Source organism: Limnovirga soli (assembly GCF_013106755.1).
Lineage (GTDB): Bacteria > Bacteroidota > Bacteroidia > Chitinophagales > Chitinophagaceae > Limnovirga > Limnovirga soli.
The window spans coordinates 363791-385371 of record NZ_WHPF01000005.1 but is presented as its reverse complement, the minus strand read 5'-3'; the positions used below and the strand labels follow the sequence as shown (position 1 = coordinate 385371).

At 36.2% G+C, this 21581-nt stretch carries 17 protein-coding genes; 10 read left to right on the top strand and 7 right to left on the bottom strand.

Going from position 1 to position 21581, the window contains the following annotated elements; translation table 11 throughout:
* Nucleotides 1–182: 182 nt before the first annotated feature.
* Entirely contained in the window at nucleotides 183–1742 is a 1560-nt protein-coding gene (locus GD597_RS08855; RefSeq protein ID WP_171607471.1) for a beta-N-acetylhexosaminidase, read from the bottom strand.
* Between the two features lie 286 nt (nucleotides 1743–2028).
* On the opposite strand from GD597_RS08855, the gene GD597_RS08850 reads away from it, so the two are divergent.
* Nucleotides 2029–2490, top strand: coding sequence for a GNAT family N-acetyltransferase (locus GD597_RS08850; protein WP_171607470.1), 462 nt, complete (start codon nucleotides 2029–2031; stop codon nucleotides 2488–2490).
* 188 nt (nucleotides 2491–2678) lie between these two features.
* Here the strand turns inward: GD597_RS08850 and GD597_RS08845 are convergent, their stop codons facing one another.
* Entirely contained in the window at nucleotides 2679–3749 is a 1071-nt protein-coding gene (locus tag GD597_RS08845; RefSeq protein WP_171607469.1) for an App1 family protein, read from the bottom strand.
* 17 nt (nucleotides 3750–3766) lie between these two features.
* Between GD597_RS08845 and GD597_RS08840 the strand changes: the two genes are divergently transcribed.
* Nucleotides 3767–4654 carry a diacylglycerol/lipid kinase family protein gene (locus tag GD597_RS08840; RefSeq protein ID WP_171607468.1) on the top strand — a complete coding sequence of 296 codons (888 nt, stop codon included), beginning with the start codon at nucleotides 3767–3769 and terminating at the stop codon, nucleotides 4652–4654.
* 110 nt (nucleotides 4655–4764) lie between these two features.
* Nucleotides 4765–5808, top strand: a complete 1044-nt coding sequence (locus tag GD597_RS08835) for a cytochrome-c peroxidase (protein ID WP_171607467.1) — start codon at nucleotides 4765–4767, stop codon at nucleotides 5806–5808.
* 292 nt (nucleotides 5809–6100) lie between these two features.
* On the opposite strand, the gene asnS is transcribed toward GD597_RS08835, so the two are convergent.
* A complete protein-coding gene (gene asnS / locus GD597_RS08830; RefSeq protein WP_171607466.1) occupies nucleotides 6101–7537 on the bottom strand; it encodes an asparagine--tRNA ligase in 1437 nt (478 codons plus the stop codon).
* Nucleotides 7538–8111: 574 nt separating this feature from the next.
* On the opposite strand from asnS, the gene rho reads away from it, so the two are divergent.
* Together rho and chrA are read left to right on the top strand one after the other, a co-directional pair.
* Nucleotides 8112–9839, top strand: coding sequence for a transcription termination factor Rho (rho, locus tag GD597_RS08825; protein WP_171607465.1), 1728 nt, complete (start codon nucleotides 8112–8114; stop codon nucleotides 9837–9839).
* A 297-nt stretch (nucleotides 9840–10136) separates the two neighbouring features.
* A complete protein-coding gene (chrA, locus tag GD597_RS08820) occupies nucleotides 10137–11396 on the top strand; it encodes a chromate efflux transporter (protein ID WP_216368546.1) in 1260 nt (419 codons plus the stop codon).
* An 87-nt stretch (nucleotides 11397–11483) separates the two neighbouring features.
* Here the strand turns inward: chrA and nadD are convergent, their stop codons facing one another.
* A complete protein-coding gene (nadD, locus tag GD597_RS08815) occupies nucleotides 11484–12068 on the bottom strand; it encodes a nicotinate (nicotinamide) nucleotide adenylyltransferase (protein WP_171607464.1) in 585 nt (194 codons plus the stop codon).
* A 24-nt stretch (nucleotides 12069–12092) separates the two neighbouring features.
* Nucleotides 12093–12320 carry a FeoA family protein gene (locus GD597_RS08810; protein WP_171607463.1) on the bottom strand — a complete coding sequence of 76 codons (228 nt, stop codon included), beginning with the start codon at nucleotides 12318–12320 and terminating at the stop codon, nucleotides 12093–12095.
* Between the two features lie 75 nt (nucleotides 12321–12395).
* Between GD597_RS08810 and ybeY the strand changes: the two genes are divergently transcribed.
* From ybeY to GD597_RS08795, 3 genes are all read left to right on the top strand, one after another.
* On the top strand, nucleotides 12396–12827 hold the full coding sequence (ybeY, locus tag GD597_RS08805) for an rRNA maturation RNase YbeY (RefSeq protein ID WP_171607462.1): 432 nt from the start codon (nucleotides 12396–12398) through the stop codon (nucleotides 12825–12827).
* A gap of 139 nt (nucleotides 12828–12966) precedes the next feature.
* Nucleotides 12967–14835: a tRNA uridine-5-carboxymethylaminomethyl(34) synthesis enzyme MnmG gene (gene mnmG / locus GD597_RS08800; protein ID WP_171607461.1), complete on the top strand. Its 1869-nt coding sequence runs from the start codon at nucleotides 12967–12969 to the stop codon at nucleotides 14833–14835.
* Between the two features lie 209 nt (nucleotides 14836–15044).
* On the top strand, nucleotides 15045–15836 hold the full coding sequence (locus GD597_RS08795) for a peptidase associated/transthyretin-like domain-containing protein (RefSeq protein ID WP_171607460.1): 792 nt from the start codon (nucleotides 15045–15047) through the stop codon (nucleotides 15834–15836).
* A gap of 74 nt (nucleotides 15837–15910) precedes the next feature.
* Here the strand turns inward: GD597_RS08795 and nadA are convergent, their stop codons facing one another.
* On the bottom strand, nucleotides 15911–16924 hold the full coding sequence (nadA, locus tag GD597_RS08790; RefSeq protein ID WP_171607459.1) for a quinolinate synthase NadA: 1014 nt from the start codon (nucleotides 16922–16924) through the stop codon (nucleotides 15911–15913).
* Nucleotides 16925–17481: 557 nt separating this feature from the next.
* Between nadA and GD597_RS08785 the strand changes: the two genes are divergently transcribed.
* Both GD597_RS08785 and GD597_RS08780 read left to right on the top strand, forming a co-directional pair.
* On the top strand, nucleotides 17482–19584 hold the full coding sequence (locus GD597_RS08785) for a peptidylprolyl isomerase (RefSeq protein ID WP_171607458.1): 2103 nt from the start codon (nucleotides 17482–17484) through the stop codon (nucleotides 19582–19584).
* Between the two features lie 148 nt (nucleotides 19585–19732).
* Nucleotides 19733–20239, top strand: coding sequence for a DUF2480 family protein (locus GD597_RS08780; RefSeq protein ID WP_171607457.1), 507 nt, complete (start codon nucleotides 19733–19735; stop codon nucleotides 20237–20239).
* Nucleotides 20240–20338: 99 nt separating this feature from the next.
* On the opposite strand, the gene corA is transcribed toward GD597_RS08780, so the two are convergent.
* The gene (gene corA, locus GD597_RS08775) at nucleotides 20339–21433 is read right to left on the bottom strand and encodes a magnesium/cobalt transporter CorA (protein ID WP_171607456.1); all 1095 of its coding nucleotides are present in this window, start codon (nucleotides 21431–21433) and stop codon (nucleotides 20339–20341) included.
* Nucleotides 21434–21581: the final 148 nt, after the last annotated feature.

Here is a 21581-nt window from a genome sequence, read left to right as displayed (position 1 = left end):
CACTTGCGTCGCACTCTTGTACTTTCTGTTGTTAGTGCAGCTATCACTGGCATTATTTTGCTGCCATGAAAGTAGAACCCTGAAGTGAGTGACACAACAACAGCATCATAAAAGAAGCAAATGCCCGCCCCATAAAATTACTAAAATATAAGGGCCGGGCATTTACTTTGCTAGCCTATATTTTATTTAGCCCATGGTACCAAAGCAGAAGGATAATAATCTATTTGCATCGCTTTTAACCTATCTGCCTGTTTTGCAAGTCGCAGTTTATATTCCTCCCAGTTTCTGCCTTCCTGCGCCGACCATCCAATTTCGGCATAACCCAATAAGCGTGGGAAAACCATGTACTCAATATGTTTCATATTGGTAATAGTTTCTGTCCACAAGGGTGCTTCTATACCAACAATATTTTCTTTTGTAATACTATCAACCAAAGTGGCAGGGTTCCAGCTATAGGCGCTATCCAATTCAATATAAGCCGCCCAATGTAAGCCCAGCCTGGTGGTAGAATCGTACTGCATATCCATATAGGTTTTGCTGGCCGGCGACATAATTATTTTGGCACCTTTACTTACCGCCAGTTTTGAATTGGGTGCATCTGCCCAATACTGTGCAATGCTATTTGGCTGCATGGTTGATAATGCAATTTCATCCCATCCAATTACCTGTTTGCCATGTGCTTTTACAATTTCCTGTACGCGGCTAACAAATGGAATATAGTCTTCTATTTTGGTAGCATGGCTTTCATCACCACCAATATGAAGATAGGGGCCGGGGGTTATAGCGGCTAATTCTCCAATCACATCGTCTACAAATTTATAGGTAATGTCTTTTTGTGTACAAAGCGTACTAAAGCCCACCTCAATGCCAGAGTATAATTGGGTTGCTGTATCGTTGCAATTTAATTCTGCATATGATGCCAATGCAGCATTGGTATGGCCCGGCATATCTATTTCGGGTATAATGGTGATATAGCGGTCCATGGCATATTGAACAATGTCTTTGTATTGTTCTTGAGTATAAAAACCACCATTACCACCGCCTACCTGAGTATTGCCACCATGTGCGGTAAGGTTGGGCCAGGATTTAATTTCAATACGCCATCCCTGATCATCAGACAGGTGCAGGTGCATTACATTCATTTTGTAATAAGCCAATAAATCAATATATTTTTTTACATCGGCTACACCAAAGAAATGGCGGGCCACATCCAGCATACTACCTCGAAATGCATAGGTAGGATAATCTGTAATACTGGCTGTTGCAATTTCCCATTTGGACTGTTGCACTGTTTGTTGCTCAATAGCAGCGGGCAATAATTGCCTGATGGTTTGTATACCCCTGAATAAGCCTGCAGGCATATGTGCACTAAGGTTTATTTTTTCTTTGGTAATCTGCAAGGTATACCCCTCCTCGCCCAATGTTGAATCTGATAACAGCGACAGGTGAATATTGCCGGGTGCAGCCGTATCTGTATTGTTAGTTACTGCCAGTGCAAAGCCCGTTGCGGGTTTTAATTTATCTGCAAGGTATTGGCCCACTTTCAGCGCTTCAGAGTTTTCGGCAGCTATGTAAATATTGGATGTGCTTGCTAACACAAATACTTCACCGGTACTATTTACCGATACTGGTTTTGGAATAAGATTTTCCAACACTTCGGTTGGGCTCCCCTGTTTTGAAGTACAGGAAACAATTGCCGACACTGCCAGCAATATTAATAGCGATACATTTTTACCTTTCATATAACAAGAAAATTTTAATGGACTAAGGTATTGAAAATTATACAGTTGGCATAAAGCATACGCAAGCGCTTGCATAGTTGTTGGTACCGGGCCAGGGGATAGGTATTTGGCTTTACTTGCGTCGCACTCTTGTTCTGCAGGTAATAAAAGCAGCAGGCAGAATATTTAGGTTCTATAATTATGGCTTTCTTTTTAATGGTTTCCTAATTTAAACAACCATGTCTGGGCAAATGATGTAAACCAGCAACAACCATTTTCTTTTAATATTGCTATAGAAACAAATTAGATGATACAGTTGCAAAGAACAAATAGTAATGATAAAAACTTTATTACATTAACCAATTGTTTGGATAAGGATTTGGAGATGATATATGGTGATACACAACAGCAATATGATCAATATAATATTATTACCAATTTAACTACGGTTATTATTGCCTGCGAAAACAATACAGCTATCGGCTGCGGTTGTTTTAAACCCATTGACGCAAATACCGTTGAATTAAAAAGAATGTATGTTGCGCCCGGACTAAGAGGGAAAGGGATTGGTGCCATGATATTAAAAGCACTTGAGCAATGGGCAACCGAATTAGGTTTTTATAACATGGTTCTTGAAACGGGTACATTACAACCCGAAGCCATACTACTCTATAGCAAACAAGGTTTTAAAATAATACCTAATTATGGGCAGTATAAGGGCAATAGCCTAAGTGTTTGTATGCAAAAAATATTAGTTGATTCCCGCTAAATCATACTGTGGCATTCAGATTTAGTGCATAGCTGCACACCTAATTTTTGCAATGGGTTTGATTTTTATCTGCTTGCTTAAGAAATTGTATTTTGAGTTGCTGTTTTAATGCACCGCGCTGTTATGCCGTACAAGTGTGCGACGCAAGTAAAGCCCGGTAATGACCAATTGTTTGGCCCATTATTGTGTTACACAATCAGGCCAATTTGCTTTGAGTGTAAAATAGCTTCGGCACTATGAAAAAAGTAGCAGCAATGGGTGCCCGCTATTTTTATTTCCCTAATTTTTGTTAGTACCACCTGCGGCGTTTTTTTAAGTACATGGCGTATGTACACACAAAAAATCTGCTGGGGAAAATAGCTAACAATGGCAGCATAAATAGTTGGATCTTCCTGAGAATCGTCGCCCAATAAAACAAACTGCTGGGTAGGGTATGCTTCTAAAATACGGGCAATTCGCATAAACTTTGTACTATGGTTATTTTGTCCGGTTTTAAATACACTGCTGATGGTTTTTAATTTATTTAGCAGATAAACCCCTTCTGGTAAAATATGTTGGGCAGAAAATGCATGAATATAATTATACAAATTCCATTCGCTGCTAGATACATAAAAAAAAGGGTTGATGGCAGCTGCCTGGCCCGTTGTTTTTGATAACAATTGATAATGTTTAACCACACCGTCAAATGGTCTTCTGCTTCTTGCATTTTTGGTAAGCAGTACGTAAAGTCTTTTTCGCAAATGCGCTGAGTGGGAGATGAGAAAGGTATCATCAATATCAGAAATAAAGGCATACTGCGAAGGGTATGGCACCATGATATTGGCTGTTGCCTGTGCAATTACCTTATTTGATTTTTTATGGTGCATGTATACTTCTGCCTTATGCCAGCCATGTGCTATCTTTTCCATACCCCATTCAAATTCAAACCTGAAAAATCCTTCTTTATCACTTAACGCCTCAACTGTTCTATTCTGCCATATTAAACTTAGCTTTATATCAGGGAGAGGTTTAACCATAAACAAACGCAATAAAGCAAGTATATTCAATAAAAAATTTGAGGTATATTTTTTAGGTGGTAAAGGGCTTAGTTGCAATGTATGTCCAAACAGAATACAGCTTGTTTCGTTGCCATAACCATTATATACCCTTATCACAGGTTTATTGGTAAGCCCTAAAATTTGCAGGAATTTTTTTTGTATTTTTTTAAAAAAACCTGCTTTCGGGTTAGTAGAAATTATATTGACTGTTTCCGGGTTCATTATACTATTACAACAAAATGATAAATGGCTTTTTACAAATATTAATTGTTATCAATCCTCGATCTGGCAGCGGCATTAAAAAAGACTGGCCCTTATTGTTACAGCAATATTTTAATGCTTTGCCATATAATACTCAGTTTTGCATGCTGGACAATAATGGCCCGGAAAATATTGTTTCCAATGCTATTACTGCTTTCTCTCCGCAACTGGTAATTGTTGTTGGTGGCGATGGTACCATTTCTATGGTGGCACAATTGCTTTCAGGCAAAGGTATAGCATTGGGTATAATACCCGCCGGAAGTGCCAACGGAATGGCAAAAGAACTTAATATTCCGCTTACCCTTAATGAGGCTTTGGATATTTGCTTAAATGGCTTTATGCAGCCATGCGATATGATTGAAATAAACAGCAGGCATAAATGCCTGCACCTAAGTGATATTGGCTTAAATGCACAACTAATTAAAAACTTTGAAGAAGATAATATCAGAGGTAAATGGGGTTATGCCAAAGTAGTACTTAAAACGTTGTGGCGTAAGAAACAAATGAATGTGGTATTTACCATGCGTAATACCACCATTAAAAGAAAAGCATTTATGGTGGTTCTGGCCAACGCCAGTAAATATGGAACCGGCGTACAAATAAATCCCACCGGCGAATTGAATGATGGCATTTTTGAAATTGTAATTATCAGAAAATTATCTGTAATAGAGTTAATAAAAATGCTTTTTCACAGCGGGCATTTTAACCCAGATAATATTGAAAGTTTCGCAGCCACCCATATTAGTATTACAACCAAACGTTTTGTTCATTTTCAAATTGATGGTGAGTATATGGGTAAGGTAAAAAGTTTAACCGCCCGTATTTTACCCGAGAAAATTGTGATGATGTTACCCGCAAAACAATAAGTGCTGCTTTACCATGGTTTTAACAAAAAGAAACGTTGCTATTACGAAGGTTTATTTTTCTTTTCTCTTCTAACCTGTACCAATTTTATCAAACAAGAAAATTAAACACTATGTTTAGCAAACAACTTAGGGTATCTGTTACCCTGGTATGCCTTACGCTGCTTTGCCAGTATTGTTCTAAAGAAGATACCAGCCAACCCGCTAATACCGAAAGCAGCAATACAACTCCCGTATTACCCACAATACCATACAACTATATGGTTAGCTTACCAGCTAATATTGCAAATAATCTTTTGCAAACAGATAATACACCCGATAATAATGCCATTACCAATGATGGCGCTACGCTTGGCAGGGTATTGTTTTACGACAAAAGACTGTCATTAAACAATACCATTAGCTGTGCCAGTTGCCATAAACAAACACTTAGTTTTAGCGATACCGCCCTGCGCAGCGTTGGTTTTGAGGGAGGGCTTACCAGGCGCCATTCTATGCCATTACTTAATATTGGGTTTTATCAATCTGGGAAAATGTTTTGGGATGAAAGAGCTGCCAGCCTGGAGGAGCAAACACTTATGCCCATACAGGACCTTACCGAAATGGGTATGACTTTACCTGCATTGGTTAACAAGCTTGATACGGTTGCATTTTATCCACCTCTTTTTCAAAAGGCTTTTGGTAATTCTACAATAAGTGCTGATGCCATTTCAAAAGCATTATCGCAATTTGTGCGCAGTATAGTAACGTATCAATCCAAATATGATCAGGTTAAAGCAGGCAAAGCCAGTTTTACTGCAGAGGAGAGCGCAGGTGAGCAGTTATTTTTAACAGCGGGGGTAAATACCTGTGCCAGCTGTCATACGCCACCCATGTTTATTACTTCAAGCCCAAAAGCGCCGTTTGCGTTAAGAGATGATAGCGACCTGGGTATAAATAATGAAGACCGTTTTAAATCAAGCAGTTTACGCAACATTGCATTAACAGCGCCCTATTTTCATAATGGCAGTATTGCAAGCTTACAAGCCATGTTAACCAGCCGTATACCAGATCATGGCGTAGCGGCGCAGGATGTTTCAAAGTTGTTGGCTTTTTTGCAAACACTTACCGATAATACAATAACAACTGAAGCCCGTTTTTCTAACCCCTTTAATTAGAAATGGGGCGTTTATCAAAATAACTTATTTTTTTTTGAACCGGGCGACAAAATACAAATTAGGCGTACTTGCGTCGCACTCTTGTACCGCATCTCTTTGCGCTGCATAAAATGCGCTGTTTACAATTGTTGATATGAGTAGCTACAAAAAAATGGCGGCATATATATGCCGCCATTGTATTAATTGAACCATGATAAATTTTTTGCGTGAGGGATAGTAGCGTAAAGCCCGCAGCGTAGCGAGGACTTGCAGCGCATAGCCCGACCCGCAGGGGCACGCCCTGCTGGCTGTATTAAAATTCGCAGTTTTTTGGTGTTCGCGCAAACGGAATTACATCGCGTATATTAGTCATTCCGGTTACAAATAACACCATGCGCTCAAAGCCCAATCCAAAACCGGCATGCGGCACTGTACCAAAGCGGCGGGTATCCAGGTACCACTCCATTTCTTCGGTGGGAATATGCATGTCTTTCATACGTTGCATTAGTTTGTCCAAGCGTTCTTCACGCTGGCTGCCGCCCACAATTTCTCCAATACCCGGTGCCAGAATATCCATGGCAGCCACCGTTTTACCATCATCGTTCATTCGCATATAAAATGCCTTTATAGCTGCGGGGTAGCCGGTAACAATAACAGGTTTTTTAAAATGTTTTTCTACCAGATAACGTTCATGCTCGCTTTGTAAATCAATTCCCCAGCTTACCTCGTATTGAAATTTCTTTTTCTTGTATGCCGGGCTATCCAGTAAAATATTGATTGCTTCTGTATAGGTAATACGTTCAAAGCCATTGTTTAAAACAAATTCCAGTTTTTCTATCAAACCAAGTTCGCTACGCTTATCTGCAGGTAATTGCTTTTCTTCCTCGGCCAATCTTTGCGCCAAAAATTCAAGGTCTTCCCTGTTGTGTTCCATGGCATATGCAATCAGGTATTTAATAAATTCCTCGGCCAGGTTCATATTGTCTTCAATATCATAAAAAGCCATTTCTGGTTCAATCATCCAAAACTCAGCCAGGTGCCTGGTGGTATTACTATTTTCTGCCCTAAAGGTTGGACCAAAAGTATAAATGTCGCCAAAAGCAGTAGCCGCTAATTCGCCTTCCAGTTGGCCGCTAACGGTAAGGTTGGTGCTTTTACCAAAAAAATCTTCTTTAAAATTTATTGCTCCGTCTTCATTTCTGGGTGGGTTATCCATAGGGAGTGTAGTAACCCTAAACATTTCTCCAGCCCCTTCAGCATCGCTTGAAGTAATTACGGGTGTGTGCATATATACAAACCCTTTATCGTTAAAGAATTTATGTATAGCAAATGCCAGGCTATGTCTTATGCGAAATACTGATCCAAAAGTATTGGTACGAAAGCGCATATGTGCTTTTTCGCGTAAAAACTCAAGGCTATGTTTCTTTTGCTGCATGGGGTATTCAGCTGCATCACAATCACCCAAAATTTCAATACTGGTGGCGGTAAGATCCATTTTTTGCCCCTTACCCAAAGAGGGAACAATATTACCGGTAACCTTAAGAGATGCGCCGGTAGTGATTCGTTTTAAGGTATCATCATCCAACATTCCCAAAGCCACTACTACCTGTATGTTATTATTAGTGCTGCCATCATTTAGCGCTATAAACTGGTTATTGCGAAATGTACGTACCCATCCCATTACTATTACTTCCTGGCCAGTTGGCTCTGCTTTTAATAGTTCCTTAATTTTTATTCGCTTAATAAACATAACACGTTAGTTTTTCTAATAATTATTTGAATACCAGCTTATAACATGGGGCATCTTTTCTTGCCACGCTCGGTTCATCGTTCTGGTACTTTGGGCAGCAAAAATGGAGATTAAATTAATTATTCAATCCTGCGGTTTGTTATAGTTGGCCTTTATAAGGCGCAAATATAAGCCAATCAAGGTTTTTAGATTAGCAAATTCGTTTATGGTATTTTTTGATAATTCAACAATATTAAAGTAACGGCATAAACAGTATCAATGTTAAAATTGAAAATTTGTACAAGCCAAAAAGTTAGCAATAACAAATATTCTACAGTGCAGTTTTTATATAATCACATAAAACAGATAAATAAGGCCAGCAAAACCAGGTAGTAATTCATAAAATACTTAGTACGGAGTATAAAAATTTTGTTTGATTATAAACATTTTGCAGTAACATTGCAACAGAAACAGGCTGAATTGAACGTGTCAAGCCCTCTCAGCTCACACCGTTTCGTATAATCAACCAATATTTTGATTTCTTCATTTTTAAGACGGTTTTTAAAGTTTTAAATACAATCTCTTTTACTTTTTTATGTACGACATTCTTCAATTGAACGACATGCTGGTTCCTGAATTGCTCGATATTGCTGAGCAATTAAATATCCCCACCACCAAGAAACCAGACAAACAGGATCTTATTTATAAGATTCTTGATAAACAGGCTATTACTTCCAGCGAAAACAAAAATGCTGGTAATACAGAGAAGCCAAAAAGAAAAAGAATTATTAAGGCTAACACGGCTAACACTTCTGAAGAAGCAGTTGTTATGAGTGAGCCTGAACCTGTTTATCCAAGCACTATTGCTGAAACAGTAACCACCAACGAAGAAAATAACAAAGAAGATAAGTTAAAAAAGAGGGGCAGAAAACCAAAAGATAAAGAAGAGAGCGCACCGGTTGAAACCAACCCGGATACTAATGCTGCCAGCGCCCCAAAATTGGAAAAGAAGATTCTTCCAATTAAACCAACACCTGTTATTGATATAGATATACCTGAATTAGGAAGCAGGTTGCTGAATATGTTGGGTGATGATGAACCGTTAAATCTGGATGATGACCCATTAGACAATGATGGGATGGATTTACCAGCAGACGAACCTATTGTATCGAAACCATATAGAAAAGAACAGGTTTTTAATATTGAATTCGATGGAATTATTCAGGGCGAAGGTGTATTGGAAATGATGCCTGATGGATATGGATTTTTACGTTCTTCAGATTATAATTATCTCTCTTCGCCTGATGATATATATGTTTCACCCTCTCAAATAAAGCTATTTGGCCTAAAAACAGGTGATACTGTATTTGGTGCGGTGCGTCCACCAAAAGAAGGGGAAAAGTACTTTGCCCTTTTAAAAGTGGAAAGCATTAATGGCAAAAGCCCTGAAGATGTGAGAGATCGTGTTCCTTTTGATTACCTGACACCTTTATTTCCTTTTGAAAAACTTAATTTATTTACAAGTCCCAGTAATTATAGCACCCGTATAATGGATTTGTTTACCCCAATAGGAAAAGGGCAAAGAGGTTTAATTGTTGCCCAACCAAAAGTGGGTAAAACAATGTTATTAAAAGAAGTAGCCAATGCAATTGCGGCCAATCATCCTGAATGCTATTTAATGGTAGTGCTTATAGATGAAAGACCAGAAGAGGTTACAGATATGGAACGTAGCGTTAAGGCAGAGGTTATTGCTTCTACTTTTGACGAACCAGCTGAAAAACATGTAAAAGTATCGGCCGTTGCATTACAAAAAGCTAAACGCCTGGTAGAATGTGGACATGATGTAGTAATTCTTTTAGATTCCATTACACGTTTGGCAAGGGCACATAATACTGTTGCCCCATCAAGTGGCAAGGTGTTAAGTGGCGGCGTGGAAGCAAATGCCATGCAAAAACCAAAGCAGTTTTTTGGAGCAGCCCGTAAAATTGAGAATGGAGGTTCGTTAACCATACTTGCAACCGCCTTAATTGAAACAGGTAGCAAAATGGATGAAGTAATTTTTGAAGAATTTAAGGGAACTGGTAATATGGAATTGGTGCTTGACAGAAGGCTTGCAAATAAGAGAATTTACCCGGCTATTGACCTTGTTGCTTCTTCTACGCGCCGTGATGATTTATTATTAGACAGAGAAGTTTTGGCCAGGATGAATATTCTTCGTTTGTATATCAACGATATGAAAACCGAAGAGGCCATGAATGAATTATTAAAACGTATGCGCGGCACAAAAGACAATTTTGAATTTCTAGCTAGTATGAGTAGTTAATATCATTAAAAATAGATTCTACATAAAAAGGCCATGCAAAAATTGTATGGCCTTTTTGTTTTTATTATAGTATCTATATCTCTCTTTGCTATATAAATGATTAACTATAAACCTTTAATACATCTGCATAAACTTAATGTGTTGTTCAATATTTTCTTCATTTCCTGTATAGTAAATACAATAAAATCAAACAGGTGATTAAAATATTTTTATGAATACATGATTAAAATAAACCCGTTCTAAAATTTTTTTTTCTAAATTGAGTGCTATTCATTTTAATACATAAAACAAACAGCATTGATTCTTTTAAGGCATATTCCTTTTTTAAAAGCTGTATTTATTCACAGTATAACAGCTTTTGGAGGACCGCAAGGTCATTTTGGAATGATGCTAAAAACATTTGTGCACCAGCGAAAGGATGTAACAGAAAAAGAATTACTGGAATACAATGCTTTTTGCCAGATGCTTCCCGGAGCTTCATCTACACAAACATTAACACTGATTGGTTATAAAAGAGGAGGCCTGCCTTTAGCCATTCTAACTTTGATTATTTGGATATTACCTGCCTGCACCCTAATGAGTGGTCTTTCTTTTTTATTAGACTATTTTGGGAAAAGCAATGATTATATGTATGTGTTTAAGTTTATACAACCAATGGCTATTGGGTTTATAGCTTTTTCGGCATTCAGAATGTCAAAGTTTTCGATAACAAATACCATTACAAGGGTGATAATGGTTGCTGCTGCTGCTTTAACTTTCTTCCTTTTTAAAACACCCTGGGTTTTTCCTGCAGTTATTCTTGCTGCTGGTATTGCCACCAATTTTAGTGATAAAAGAATTCCCCAAAAGGGTGTACCTCCTAAGAAAATAAAATGGGGAAATATCGTAATATTTTTCACGCTTTTTTTAATTGCAGGTACGCTTAGTGAAAAAGCAAGAAAGGAAGATTGGCCAAACAGGGCACCTTATAACCTTTTTGAGAATTTATATCGCTTTGGCAGCCTTGTATTTGGTGGTGGGGATGTGTTGATGCCCATGATGTATCAACAGTATGTAGTACGTCCAAATACCGAGTATATTGAAAAAGAAAACCCTAAAGTGTTGAAAATCAGACAAGAAGATTTTTTAACTGGTTCAGGCATAGTACGTGCAATTCCGGGGCCTGTTTTTTCAATTGGTGCTTTTATGGGTGGGATGGCCATGCAAAACAGTAATCCAAAACCTCAAATGCAATTGCTGGGTTGTGTTATTGGTGCTATTGCAATTTTCCTGCCAAGCGCATTGCTTGTTCTTTTCTTTTTCCCGGTTTGGCATAACCTAAAAAAATATGCCATCATATTCCGTTCATTAGAAGGTATAAATGCTTCAGTTGTAGGTATAATGATTGGTGCGACCGTATTTCTATTAAAGAATATTTCTACGGATATGCTGGATGGCAGTTTTTTACCTTTTATTAATCTTTTTGTGGTGGCCGGTACTTTTTACGCACTTTCTAGCTCAAGAATTAAGCCACCATATATTGTAATTGCCTGTTTATTTTTAGGCCTGATTTTTTAATGAATTTGCTGAATAGGGTTCGCTGGCGTACAAGAGTGCGACGCAAGAGCAGTTTAATGTATAGGTAACTGCCGGGTAAATACAACTTTACTTTTTATAATATCCAGCTGCATTTATCTCTTCCCTTACTTTTTCGGATACAAGATATTGAATTGATTTTCCCTCACCTAGCAGTTTTCGAATACTGGTGGCAGAAATATCCAGTAATGGTGCCCCTTTTAAAAGTATTGTATGGGAAGGGGGAGTAAAGGGATGGGGGTTAAATGGAAAACCTGGCCGCTCGTAAACCAATAATTCATTTTCGTTGATAAGGGTTTGATAGTTTTTCCATTTAGGTAGATTTTGATAACTATCAGATCCAAGAATAACCGCAAAGGAATAAGATGGGTATTTTTCTTTTAAATAGGTAAGCGTATCGATTGTATAAGATGGTTTGGGTAAATTAAATTCAACGTCGATTACTTTAAATCTGGGATTATCTTCAATAGCCAGGCGAACGAGGTGTAAACGGGTATATTCATTTAAGAGGGAATTAGAAGGCTTTAGTGGGTTTTGAGGTGATACTACAAACCATATTTTATCATAGTTTGTAGTATTTATTACATGGTTAGCTATAATTAAATGGCCTACATGAATTGGATTAAAAGAACCAAAGTATAAACCAATTTTCATAAAATAAATATAGGATTGAGCTTATTATATTTCTTCATCTACAAATATCTGGTAGGCTTCGTTTAAACGAAGGCTTAGGTTATAACCAGCTACCGAAATAGATATGGGATCTCCTAATGGTGCAATTTGATCAACCCTTATGGTTTCACCCGGAATACATCCCATTTCCATGAGTTTAATAAAGATGTCATCCTTCTCAAACGAATTAATAACCACCCTTTTTCCTATTTCTACTTCAGATAATCGTTTCATAACCATTTATATATGCAAATGTAGAATTGCTACCCCGGTTTTTATTACGAAATTTGGAAGTCTAAATACAACACCGTGTTAAACGTATTCTTTCATTATAGCGACAGACAACTTACTATTAAGAACAAAGTTAAGATTAGAGCCTTCATTCAGGATATTTTTAAAGCTGAGAAGGTTACTATGAAGCGTATTGACTATATATTTTGTTCCGATGAGTTTCTTTTAAATATAAATAGGTCGTTTTTAAATCATAATACATTTACTGATATTGTTACATTCGACTTATCAGATCACCCAAATGAGATTATTGGAGAAATATATATTAGTATAGACCGCGTAAAAGAGAATGCAACATTGCATAATTGCAGTTTTACAACAGAAATACTAAGGGTGTTATTTCATGGGTCACTTCATTTATGTGGCTATAAAGACAAGTCTAAAAAAGACATTATAGAAATGAGGGGAAAAGAAGATTTCTATATTTCTACATATGAGTTGGGTTTATAGTTCCACGTGAAACCTTTACTTCCTACCCAAAAACCTTTTATAATACATCTGTTCCACGTGGAACAAGAATTGAATAGTGTTTGAATAAAAACAAAACAATCCTGATGCGGGTTTATATTTGCATTTGAATTAATGTATTATGTTTCAAGAATATGATGTAATAGTGGTGGGTGCAGGACATGCGGGTTGCGAAGCAGCAGCGTCAGCAGCAAATTTGGGTAGTAAAGTGCTTTTGATTACTATGAATATGCAAACAATAGCCCAAATGAGCTGTAACCCTGCAATGGGTGGTATTGCTAAAGGCCAGATTGTTAGAGAAATAGATGCTTTGGGAGGATACAGTGGTATAGTAACTGATAAAAGCCTTTTACAATTTAGAATGCTAAACAGGAGTAAAGGCCCAGCTATGTGGAGTCCAAGAGCCCAAAGCGATAGAATGCTCTTTGCAATAACCTGGAGGGAAATGCTAGAACAAACACCAAATGTAGATTTCTACCAGGACATGGTTAAATCCATCATTATTGAAAACGAATGCGCTTGCGGTGTAGTTACCGGTTTAGGCCATTCAATTCGTTCAAAAGCAGTTGTAGTTACAAGTGGCACTTTTCTAAATGGTATTATACATATTGGCGAAAAACAATTTGGTGGAGGGAGAGTAGCTGAAAAAGCTGCAACAGGTATAACTGAACAACTTATTGAATATGGATTTGAAAGTGATAGGTTAAAAACAGGAACACCTCCAAGGGTAGATGGCAGAAGCTTGGATTATACTAAAATGGAAGAGCAATCTGGTGATGAAGAAATAACTGGATTTTCTTATCTGGACATTCCTAAAATAGCTCCAAATATGCAAAGGAGTTGTTTTATCACTTATACAAATTCAACCGTACATGATATTTTAAAGACAGGTTTTGATAGAAGTCCTATGTTTTCTGGACGAATAGATGGGGTAGGTCCAAGATATTGCCCAAGCATTGAAGATAAAATAAACCGATTTTCTGATAGAGACAGACACCAGATTTTTGTAGAACCTGAAGGTTTTAATACCGTTGAAATATACGTAAATGGATTTTCAACCTCTTTACCGGAAGAAGTACAAATACAGGCATTACGCAAAATTGATGGTTTTGAAAATGCAAAAATATTCAGACCTGGTTATGCCATAGAATACGATTACTTTCCACCAACACAATTAAAGCATTCCCTGGAAACAAAACTGGTAAAAAATCTATTTTTTGCAGGACAAGTTAATGGTACAACGGGCTATGAAGAAGCTGCCTGCCAGGGATTAATGGCTGGCATTAATGCACACCAGGCAGTAAAAAATCTTGAGCCATTAATTTTAAAAAGAAGTGAAGCATATATTGGTGTACTTATAGACGACCTGATCAGTAAAGGAACAGATGAACCTTATAGGATGTTTACCAGCCGTGCTGAATACAGAACGCTATTAAGACAAGACAATGCAGATTTAAGGTTAACAGAAAAAAGTTATGAATTAGGATTGGCTTCGGAAGAAAGAATGCAACAAGTTGCAGAAAAAAAAGAGGCTGTAAAAAAGATAAGTGCTTTACTTAAAGAAATATATATACAGCCAAATGAAATTGCCGATTATTTAACCTCCATAAATTCTGCTCAATTATCTGAAAAATATAAAGCAAGTAAAATACTCTTAAGACCAGATGTAGATATTATTTCTCTTTTTAATGCAGTACCTGTATTAAAAGAAAAAACAAAAGACTATAGCAAAGAAGAATTAGAACAAGCAGAAATACAAATAAAGTATGAACGATATATTGAAAAGGAAAATGAACTGGTGCAAAAACTTTCTGGTTTAGAAGAATTGATTATTCCAGATAATTTTAATTATGATAAAATAAACTCACTTAGTAATGAGGCCCTGCAAAAATTTAAAAAAATAAAACCAAGAACACTGGGTCAGGCAGGTAGAATTAGTGGTGTAAATCCAAGCGATGTACAAATACTTATGGTTTATATGGGTAGGTAATAATCAAGTTTTTCTTTGCTCCAAATTTAACCTGCAGATGAAAGTAATGCGACGCAAGGAAGATGCCACCATTAGTATTGCTGGTATCAAAAAACTAATAATATAAAATACAATTGATTAAAAAATATTTGTAAAAGAGGGTTAAAGTGATGCCACCAGAATTGCAATAAGTCTGGCATTTATTAATATTACAGCATAAAAAAACAAGCTTGAAAAAATTCTATCCTTTTTCTTATTGCCTGGCACTATTATGCTTTATAATCATCTCTTCAACAGCTGAGGCACAGAAAAATAGATTAACTGGTGTTGTATACGATTATTACAATAAAAAACCATTAGAAGCTGTTACCGTACAAACCTCATCAGGATTTAATACCATTTCTGATTCTACGGGTAAATTCAGTATTAATTTTAATGACAAAGATTCAGTTTGGTTTTCATACTTATCAAAAAGAACAGTAAAGTATTTAGTAGATACAATAAATGATATATCCAACTTTGAAATTGCATTACATGTAGATGCCGCCTGGTTACCAGCTGTAAAAGTAAGAAACAGTAATTATGTTTTCGATTCAATACAAAACAGGCTGGAATATGCAAAAGTTTTTAATTTCAAAAAGCCAAAAATTGGCATAACTACTTCAAATCCAAATACTTACGTTCCAGGATCAGTAACTGCTGGCATAGATTTAGTGGAATTTATTAACATGTTTCGATTTAAACGAAACCGGCAAATTTTAACCATGCAGGAAAGGTTAATTGAAGAAGAACAGGAGAAATACATTAAACACCGCTATACTCCATTTCTGGTAAAAAGATTAACCGGCTTAAAAGATAATGAACTGGATTCATTTATGAATCTCATAAAACCTTCCTACGAATTAATTGCCTATATGAACGATTTAGAATTAGGATATTATATAGAACAAAGTTTTAAAATATACCAACAATCCAAACAAAGAAATAATTCATTATTCATTAGAAAAGAAAACGAAAAATAAGTAGCCCGGCTAAACAAATAAACAAGCTTTACTTGCGTCGCACACTTTTACTCTATAACCCAAGTCACCAAATCCTATCCAATTAAACCAGCTGCTCTGCTAATATCCATCATTCTATTCATAGGTTTCAATGCAGCCAATCGTAAATCCTCAACCATATTAATCTCCGGTAATTCATATTTCATACACAGATATAACTTTTCCAGGGTATTCAATTTCATATGTGGACAATCATTACAGGCACAACTATTATTTGGAGGTGCTGGAATAAAAGTTTTAAAAGGTGCGTCTTTTTGCATTTGGTGCAAAATCCCTGTTTCGGTTGCTACAATAAATTCATTGCAATTATCAGTCACAGCAAATTTTAATAATTGGGTAGTACTACCAACAAAATCAGCAATTTTTAAAATTACATCCTCACATTCCGGATGAGCAATCAATTTAGCCTTTGGATTACGTATTTTAAGCTTCGTAATCTTCTCCAAACTAAAAATCTCGTGTACCATGCATGCACCATCCCACAATCGCATGTTACGCCCCGTTTGCTTATTTAGAAAAGCACCTAAATTTTTATCTGGGGCAAAAATAATTGCTTGATCTTTTGGTATACTATCGATAATACTTACCGCATTACTACTGGTACAAATAATATCGCTTAAAGCTTTAATTTCTGCACTGCAATTAATATAAGATACCACCAGGTGGTCTGGATATCTATATTTATAAGCTTTAAACAAACCAGCGGGTGCACTATCAGCCAAGGAACACCCTGCTTTTAAATCAGGTAACAAAACCTTTTTAGAAGGATTTAAAATCTTTGCAGTTTCAGCCATAAAATGTACACCGGCAAAAACTATTACATCTGCATTCGTTTTTGCTGCTTGTTGCGCCAAACCTAAACTGTCGCCAATAAAATCAGCCACATCCTGTATATCGGGTTCCTGATAATAATGCGCAAGTAATACGGCATTCTTTTCTTTTTTCAAATCTTCAATTGCTTCAAATAAATTCATTGAAGGATCTAAATCCAAATCAAGGAAACCTTTTGATTCAATTTCTTTCACAGCTTTTTCAATGTTAATATCCATTGTAGTATATGTATTAATACATTATTATTATATAAAACTATTACTATTACGGGTGTGTATATCGTGATAACTTTTTTATCCCCGATACGCAAAGTTAATTACCTGCGATTTATTAACAGAAATCAACAATAAATACACAAGTTGAAATGCTTTATTATAAAGGAAAAGCTGCACTTCTTAACATTAGTTGATAAAAATGAACGCTATTACAATAATCTCTAATTAACATTATATACACTGTTAATTAAGAGGATTTAAAATGTGATAAAAAAAGTGAAAATCTGAAAACGGGCTTATCTTCTATAAGTTATTCTATTTCTTTCCCAAAAAAATTTCCCAAAATGCAACTTTATTAACAGAAGAATGTTGTTTTCAACAAAATCATGTGAAATCATGTTTCACAACCTAATTAATAGCCTAAATCAAAAAATTTCCGGAAAAATCACTAAAAAAAGCTAAATACTATCGGTTCAAGCCTTTACTTATTTATTCACAATTTGTTCAAATGTTTTATTCCCCTATTTTTGCCATCCTTCTAAAAACATATATATAATATTATGTCAGTAATTCAACGGATACGCGATAAAGCAGCGTGGTTTGTGTTTGGTGCGATTGCATTGTCATTAATTGCATTTATCCTTCAGGATGCGTTTTCACGCAAAGGAGGTTCCTCTGCCAGTAACACCACATTAGGTAAAGTAAATGGGGATATTATAGATCGTAATGACTTTGAAACCAAACTTGCTTTCTATCAGGAAGCAAACGGTACTCCAAGAGATCAGTTAATGGGTAGTTTATGGGATTTTATGGTGGAAAACACTGTAATGAACCAGGCCTATAAAACACTGGGTATACAATTTACATCAAAAGAACTTAGTGATTTATTATTTGGTAATACCCCACCTTCCTGGTTACAACAGGCATTTACAGATCCATCAACAGGTATGTACAATGCAAATGCAGCTCGTGATAAATTTTCTCAAATGAAGAAAAATGCATCAGATCCATCTATTGCACAATTATACACTGCCTATCTGGAACCAACTATTGAGCAGGGTTTGCGCCAAAAATATCAATCACTTATTACAGGTGCGATATATGTACCCAAATTTGTAGCCGAAAAAGCTAATGCAGATAATAATGCCCTGGCAAAAATTTCATATGTAAGCATTCCTTATGGTGTTATCTCAGACAGCACTATCACTATTTCTGATGAGGAAATTGCGGCTTATGAAAACAAGCACCCAAAACAGTTTAAACAGAAAGAAGAAACCAGACAAATATCTTATATAAATTTTGGTGCTTCTGCCAGCAAAGACGATTCAGCCAATATTTACAACCAGATCAATTTGCAAAAAGCAGATTTTGCTGCTGCTACTGATAATAAAAAATTTATAGCTAAATCAGCTTCCGAATTACCTTATTACGATAGTTATATTTCAAAATCGCAAATTCAACAACCAGTAAAGGATTCATTATTTACTTTACCTGCAGGTGCTATCTATGGTCCATATATTGATGCAGGAAATTATGTAATAGCTAAAATGGTTGGTGTTAAACAATTACCTGATTCTGTAAAAGTGCGTCATATTTTATTGTCTACCCATCAGCCTCAGCAAAATGGTTCTTTAATAAGAGTAAGAGATGATAGTTCTGCTTATAAAAGATTGGACAGTGCAGTAGCCTTAATTAAATCAGGTGCAAATTTTGATTCAGTTTGTGCGGCATATTCAGAAGATCCTGGTAGTAAAGATAAAGGTGGTGTATATGATTATTTTACCACAGGTAAAATGGTAGAAGAGTTTAATGATTTTGCATTTGGTGCTGCTACAGGAGAAAAGAAAATTGTAAAGACTTCTTATGGATACCATTATATAGAAATTCTGGGACAGAAAGGATCTGAACCTGCATATAAACTCGCTTATTTAGCAAAACCAATAGTAGCCAGCCAGGAAACAATTAATGCTGCCAACAGTGCTGCTACTCAATTTGCTTCTGCCAATAACGATAAAGCAAAATTTGAAGCAGGCGCTGCCAAACTAAATAAACAACCGGTGCCAGCTGCTGATATTAAAGCAAATGATAATAGTATAGCTGCTATTGGCGACAACAGGCAAATGGTAAAATGGGTATTTGAAAATAGTGTGGGAGATGTTTCTGCACCATTCCAGGTAAACGAAAGTTATTATGTTGCCATTATTACAGGTGTTAGTAAACCTGGTTTAATGAGTGCTGCTTATGCCAGACCAATGGTAGAACCCATTCTTAAAAATGAGAAAAAAGCAAAACAAATTATAGCTTCCAATATTAAAGGAACCACGCTTGATCAAATTGCTGCTGGTGCTGGACGCACAGTTGCTGTGGCAGATAGCATTTCTTTTCAATCATTTATTATTCCTTCCATCGGTAATGAGCCAAAGGTTTTGGGTGCGGCATTTAATAAACAAATCTTATCAAAAGTTAGTGCGCCAATTGCTGGCAATACCGGCGTATTTGTAATTCGCGGAGAAAATGTTTATGCTGCTCCTTCACTTGGTAGTAATCCTGAAATGATTCGTTCATCACTCGAATCGCAGTTAAAAAACCAGGCAGGATACAGGTCTTTAAGTGCTTTGAAAGAATCTGCTGATATTGAAGATTTCAGATCTACTTTTTATTAATAGTATATCGGTATTTTTAAAAAGGCATGGAATTTTCCATGCCTTTTTATTTTTCGGTATGCGGAATAATGGAAGTGATTGGCTACCCCAGTCCGTTAACCCCATGCTTTTGTTTAATTCTTGATTATTTTTGTATAAATCGTTTTTTATGCAGGAAACATTTGTGAATAAGGTGGCAGAGAGTGGCATAGTTACCATTAACCTGGAAGATTTTTATATTAAAGGCGATACGGCTGTTTTTGATTTAAAGGACTTTTTATTTATGGGGCTTATCCTAAAAGAAAAAGATTACCGCGCAGCTTTACTGGCCACCGATTGGCAAATGTATGCAGAAAAAAATATTGCTATTACCTGTACTGCCGATGCCATTATACCGGTTTGGGCATATATGCTTGCTGCATCTTATTTACAGCCGGTAGCAAAAGAAATAATTTTTGGAGATGAAGCTGCTTTAATAAATGCGGTGCTGTTAAAGAATATAAATAAAATTCAGGCAGAAGATTATGCGGATAAAAGGGTGGTAATAAAGGGTTGTGGTGATATTAACATACCCGAAACAGCATATGTGGCTATTACCCACCATTTAAGACCATATGTAAAAAGCATTATGTATGGAGAACCATGCAGCACGGTACCTATTTATAAAAAGAAATAATGGCTGTATTTAATAATGTTGCATCATGTTATACAGATGAACGTAGTGCGACGCAACAGTTAATGCCATAATAACAATAGTTTGTTTCAAAAAAATACACTAGAACCAACCACGTTTTTTAAATATAACAATCATCCAGATAGGAATTAGTATCATCATGGCCAGTGCCACATAAAACCCTTCTGTTTGATGGGTAAGCGGTATAATTTCAAAGTTCATTCCAAATACGCCGCCTATTACGGTTGCGGGAGCCAGCAGGCAGGTAACAATTGTCATTACTTTCATTACCTCGTTTAGTTTCAGATTAACCTTATTCATATAAAGGTCTTGTAAGTTAATCATCATATCACGATAGTTTTCAACCAGATCATTGGCCTGAACGATATGATCGTAAACATCTTTAAAGTATTTGGTAGTTCGCTCTTCCAGTAATTCAGAATCTGTGCGTAAAAAACCATTTACCATATCTCTTACAGGAACCATATTTCTTTTTAGCACAATCAATTCTTTTCTAAGTCCGTTAATGCGTGCCAGCGAACGGGTATTGCCAAAACGAATAATCTCTTCTTCCAGTAATTCAATTTTTTCGCCAAGTTTTTCCAGCACATTGTAATAATTATCTACAATTAAATCTATCATGGAATAACATAGGTAATCCGATTTACTTTGTCTTTGTTTACTGGTACTAATACGCAGCTTATCACGTAAATGGTTAAAAACGTCCTTGTCTTTGTACTCCTGAAAACTCAAAACAAAATTGTTTCCCAGTACAATACTTATCTGCTCTGTTTCAATAGCATCATTTACATCATTGAAATACAGCATATTCAACAGGCAAAAAAGAATCCCATCAAACTCGTCCATTTTGGGTCGTTGGCCCACACTTAAAATATCTTCCATTAATAAATAGTGCACACCAAAATGGTTACAAATGGCTTCTACATCAGCTTTACGTATTCCATCAATATTTATCCAGCTATTATTATTATTATCCCTGAATGGAAAACAATCCTCTGTGCTTTTTAAATCATACTCCTTTAAATAAGTGCTGTTATAATCGTATACATAAATGCTAATATCCAGGGCCTCTTCTCTAACAGGAATAACCGTAGGGTTTATCCTGAAAATTTCTTTGGTTCTTTTTGTATTAAAAAAAGGGAAAATAAACTGCAGGTATTTTTTAGGAGTACTCATTGTATATATTTTTATGAACCCGGCACTATAATAATTATGCAGCACCGCTTGCGTCGCACTCTTCAACGGCTGGTAATGCTAATCAACAAATAAATCAAATCAGTTTACATAAGCAAAGTAAACAAACAGCTTCAAAAACTAAAACAAA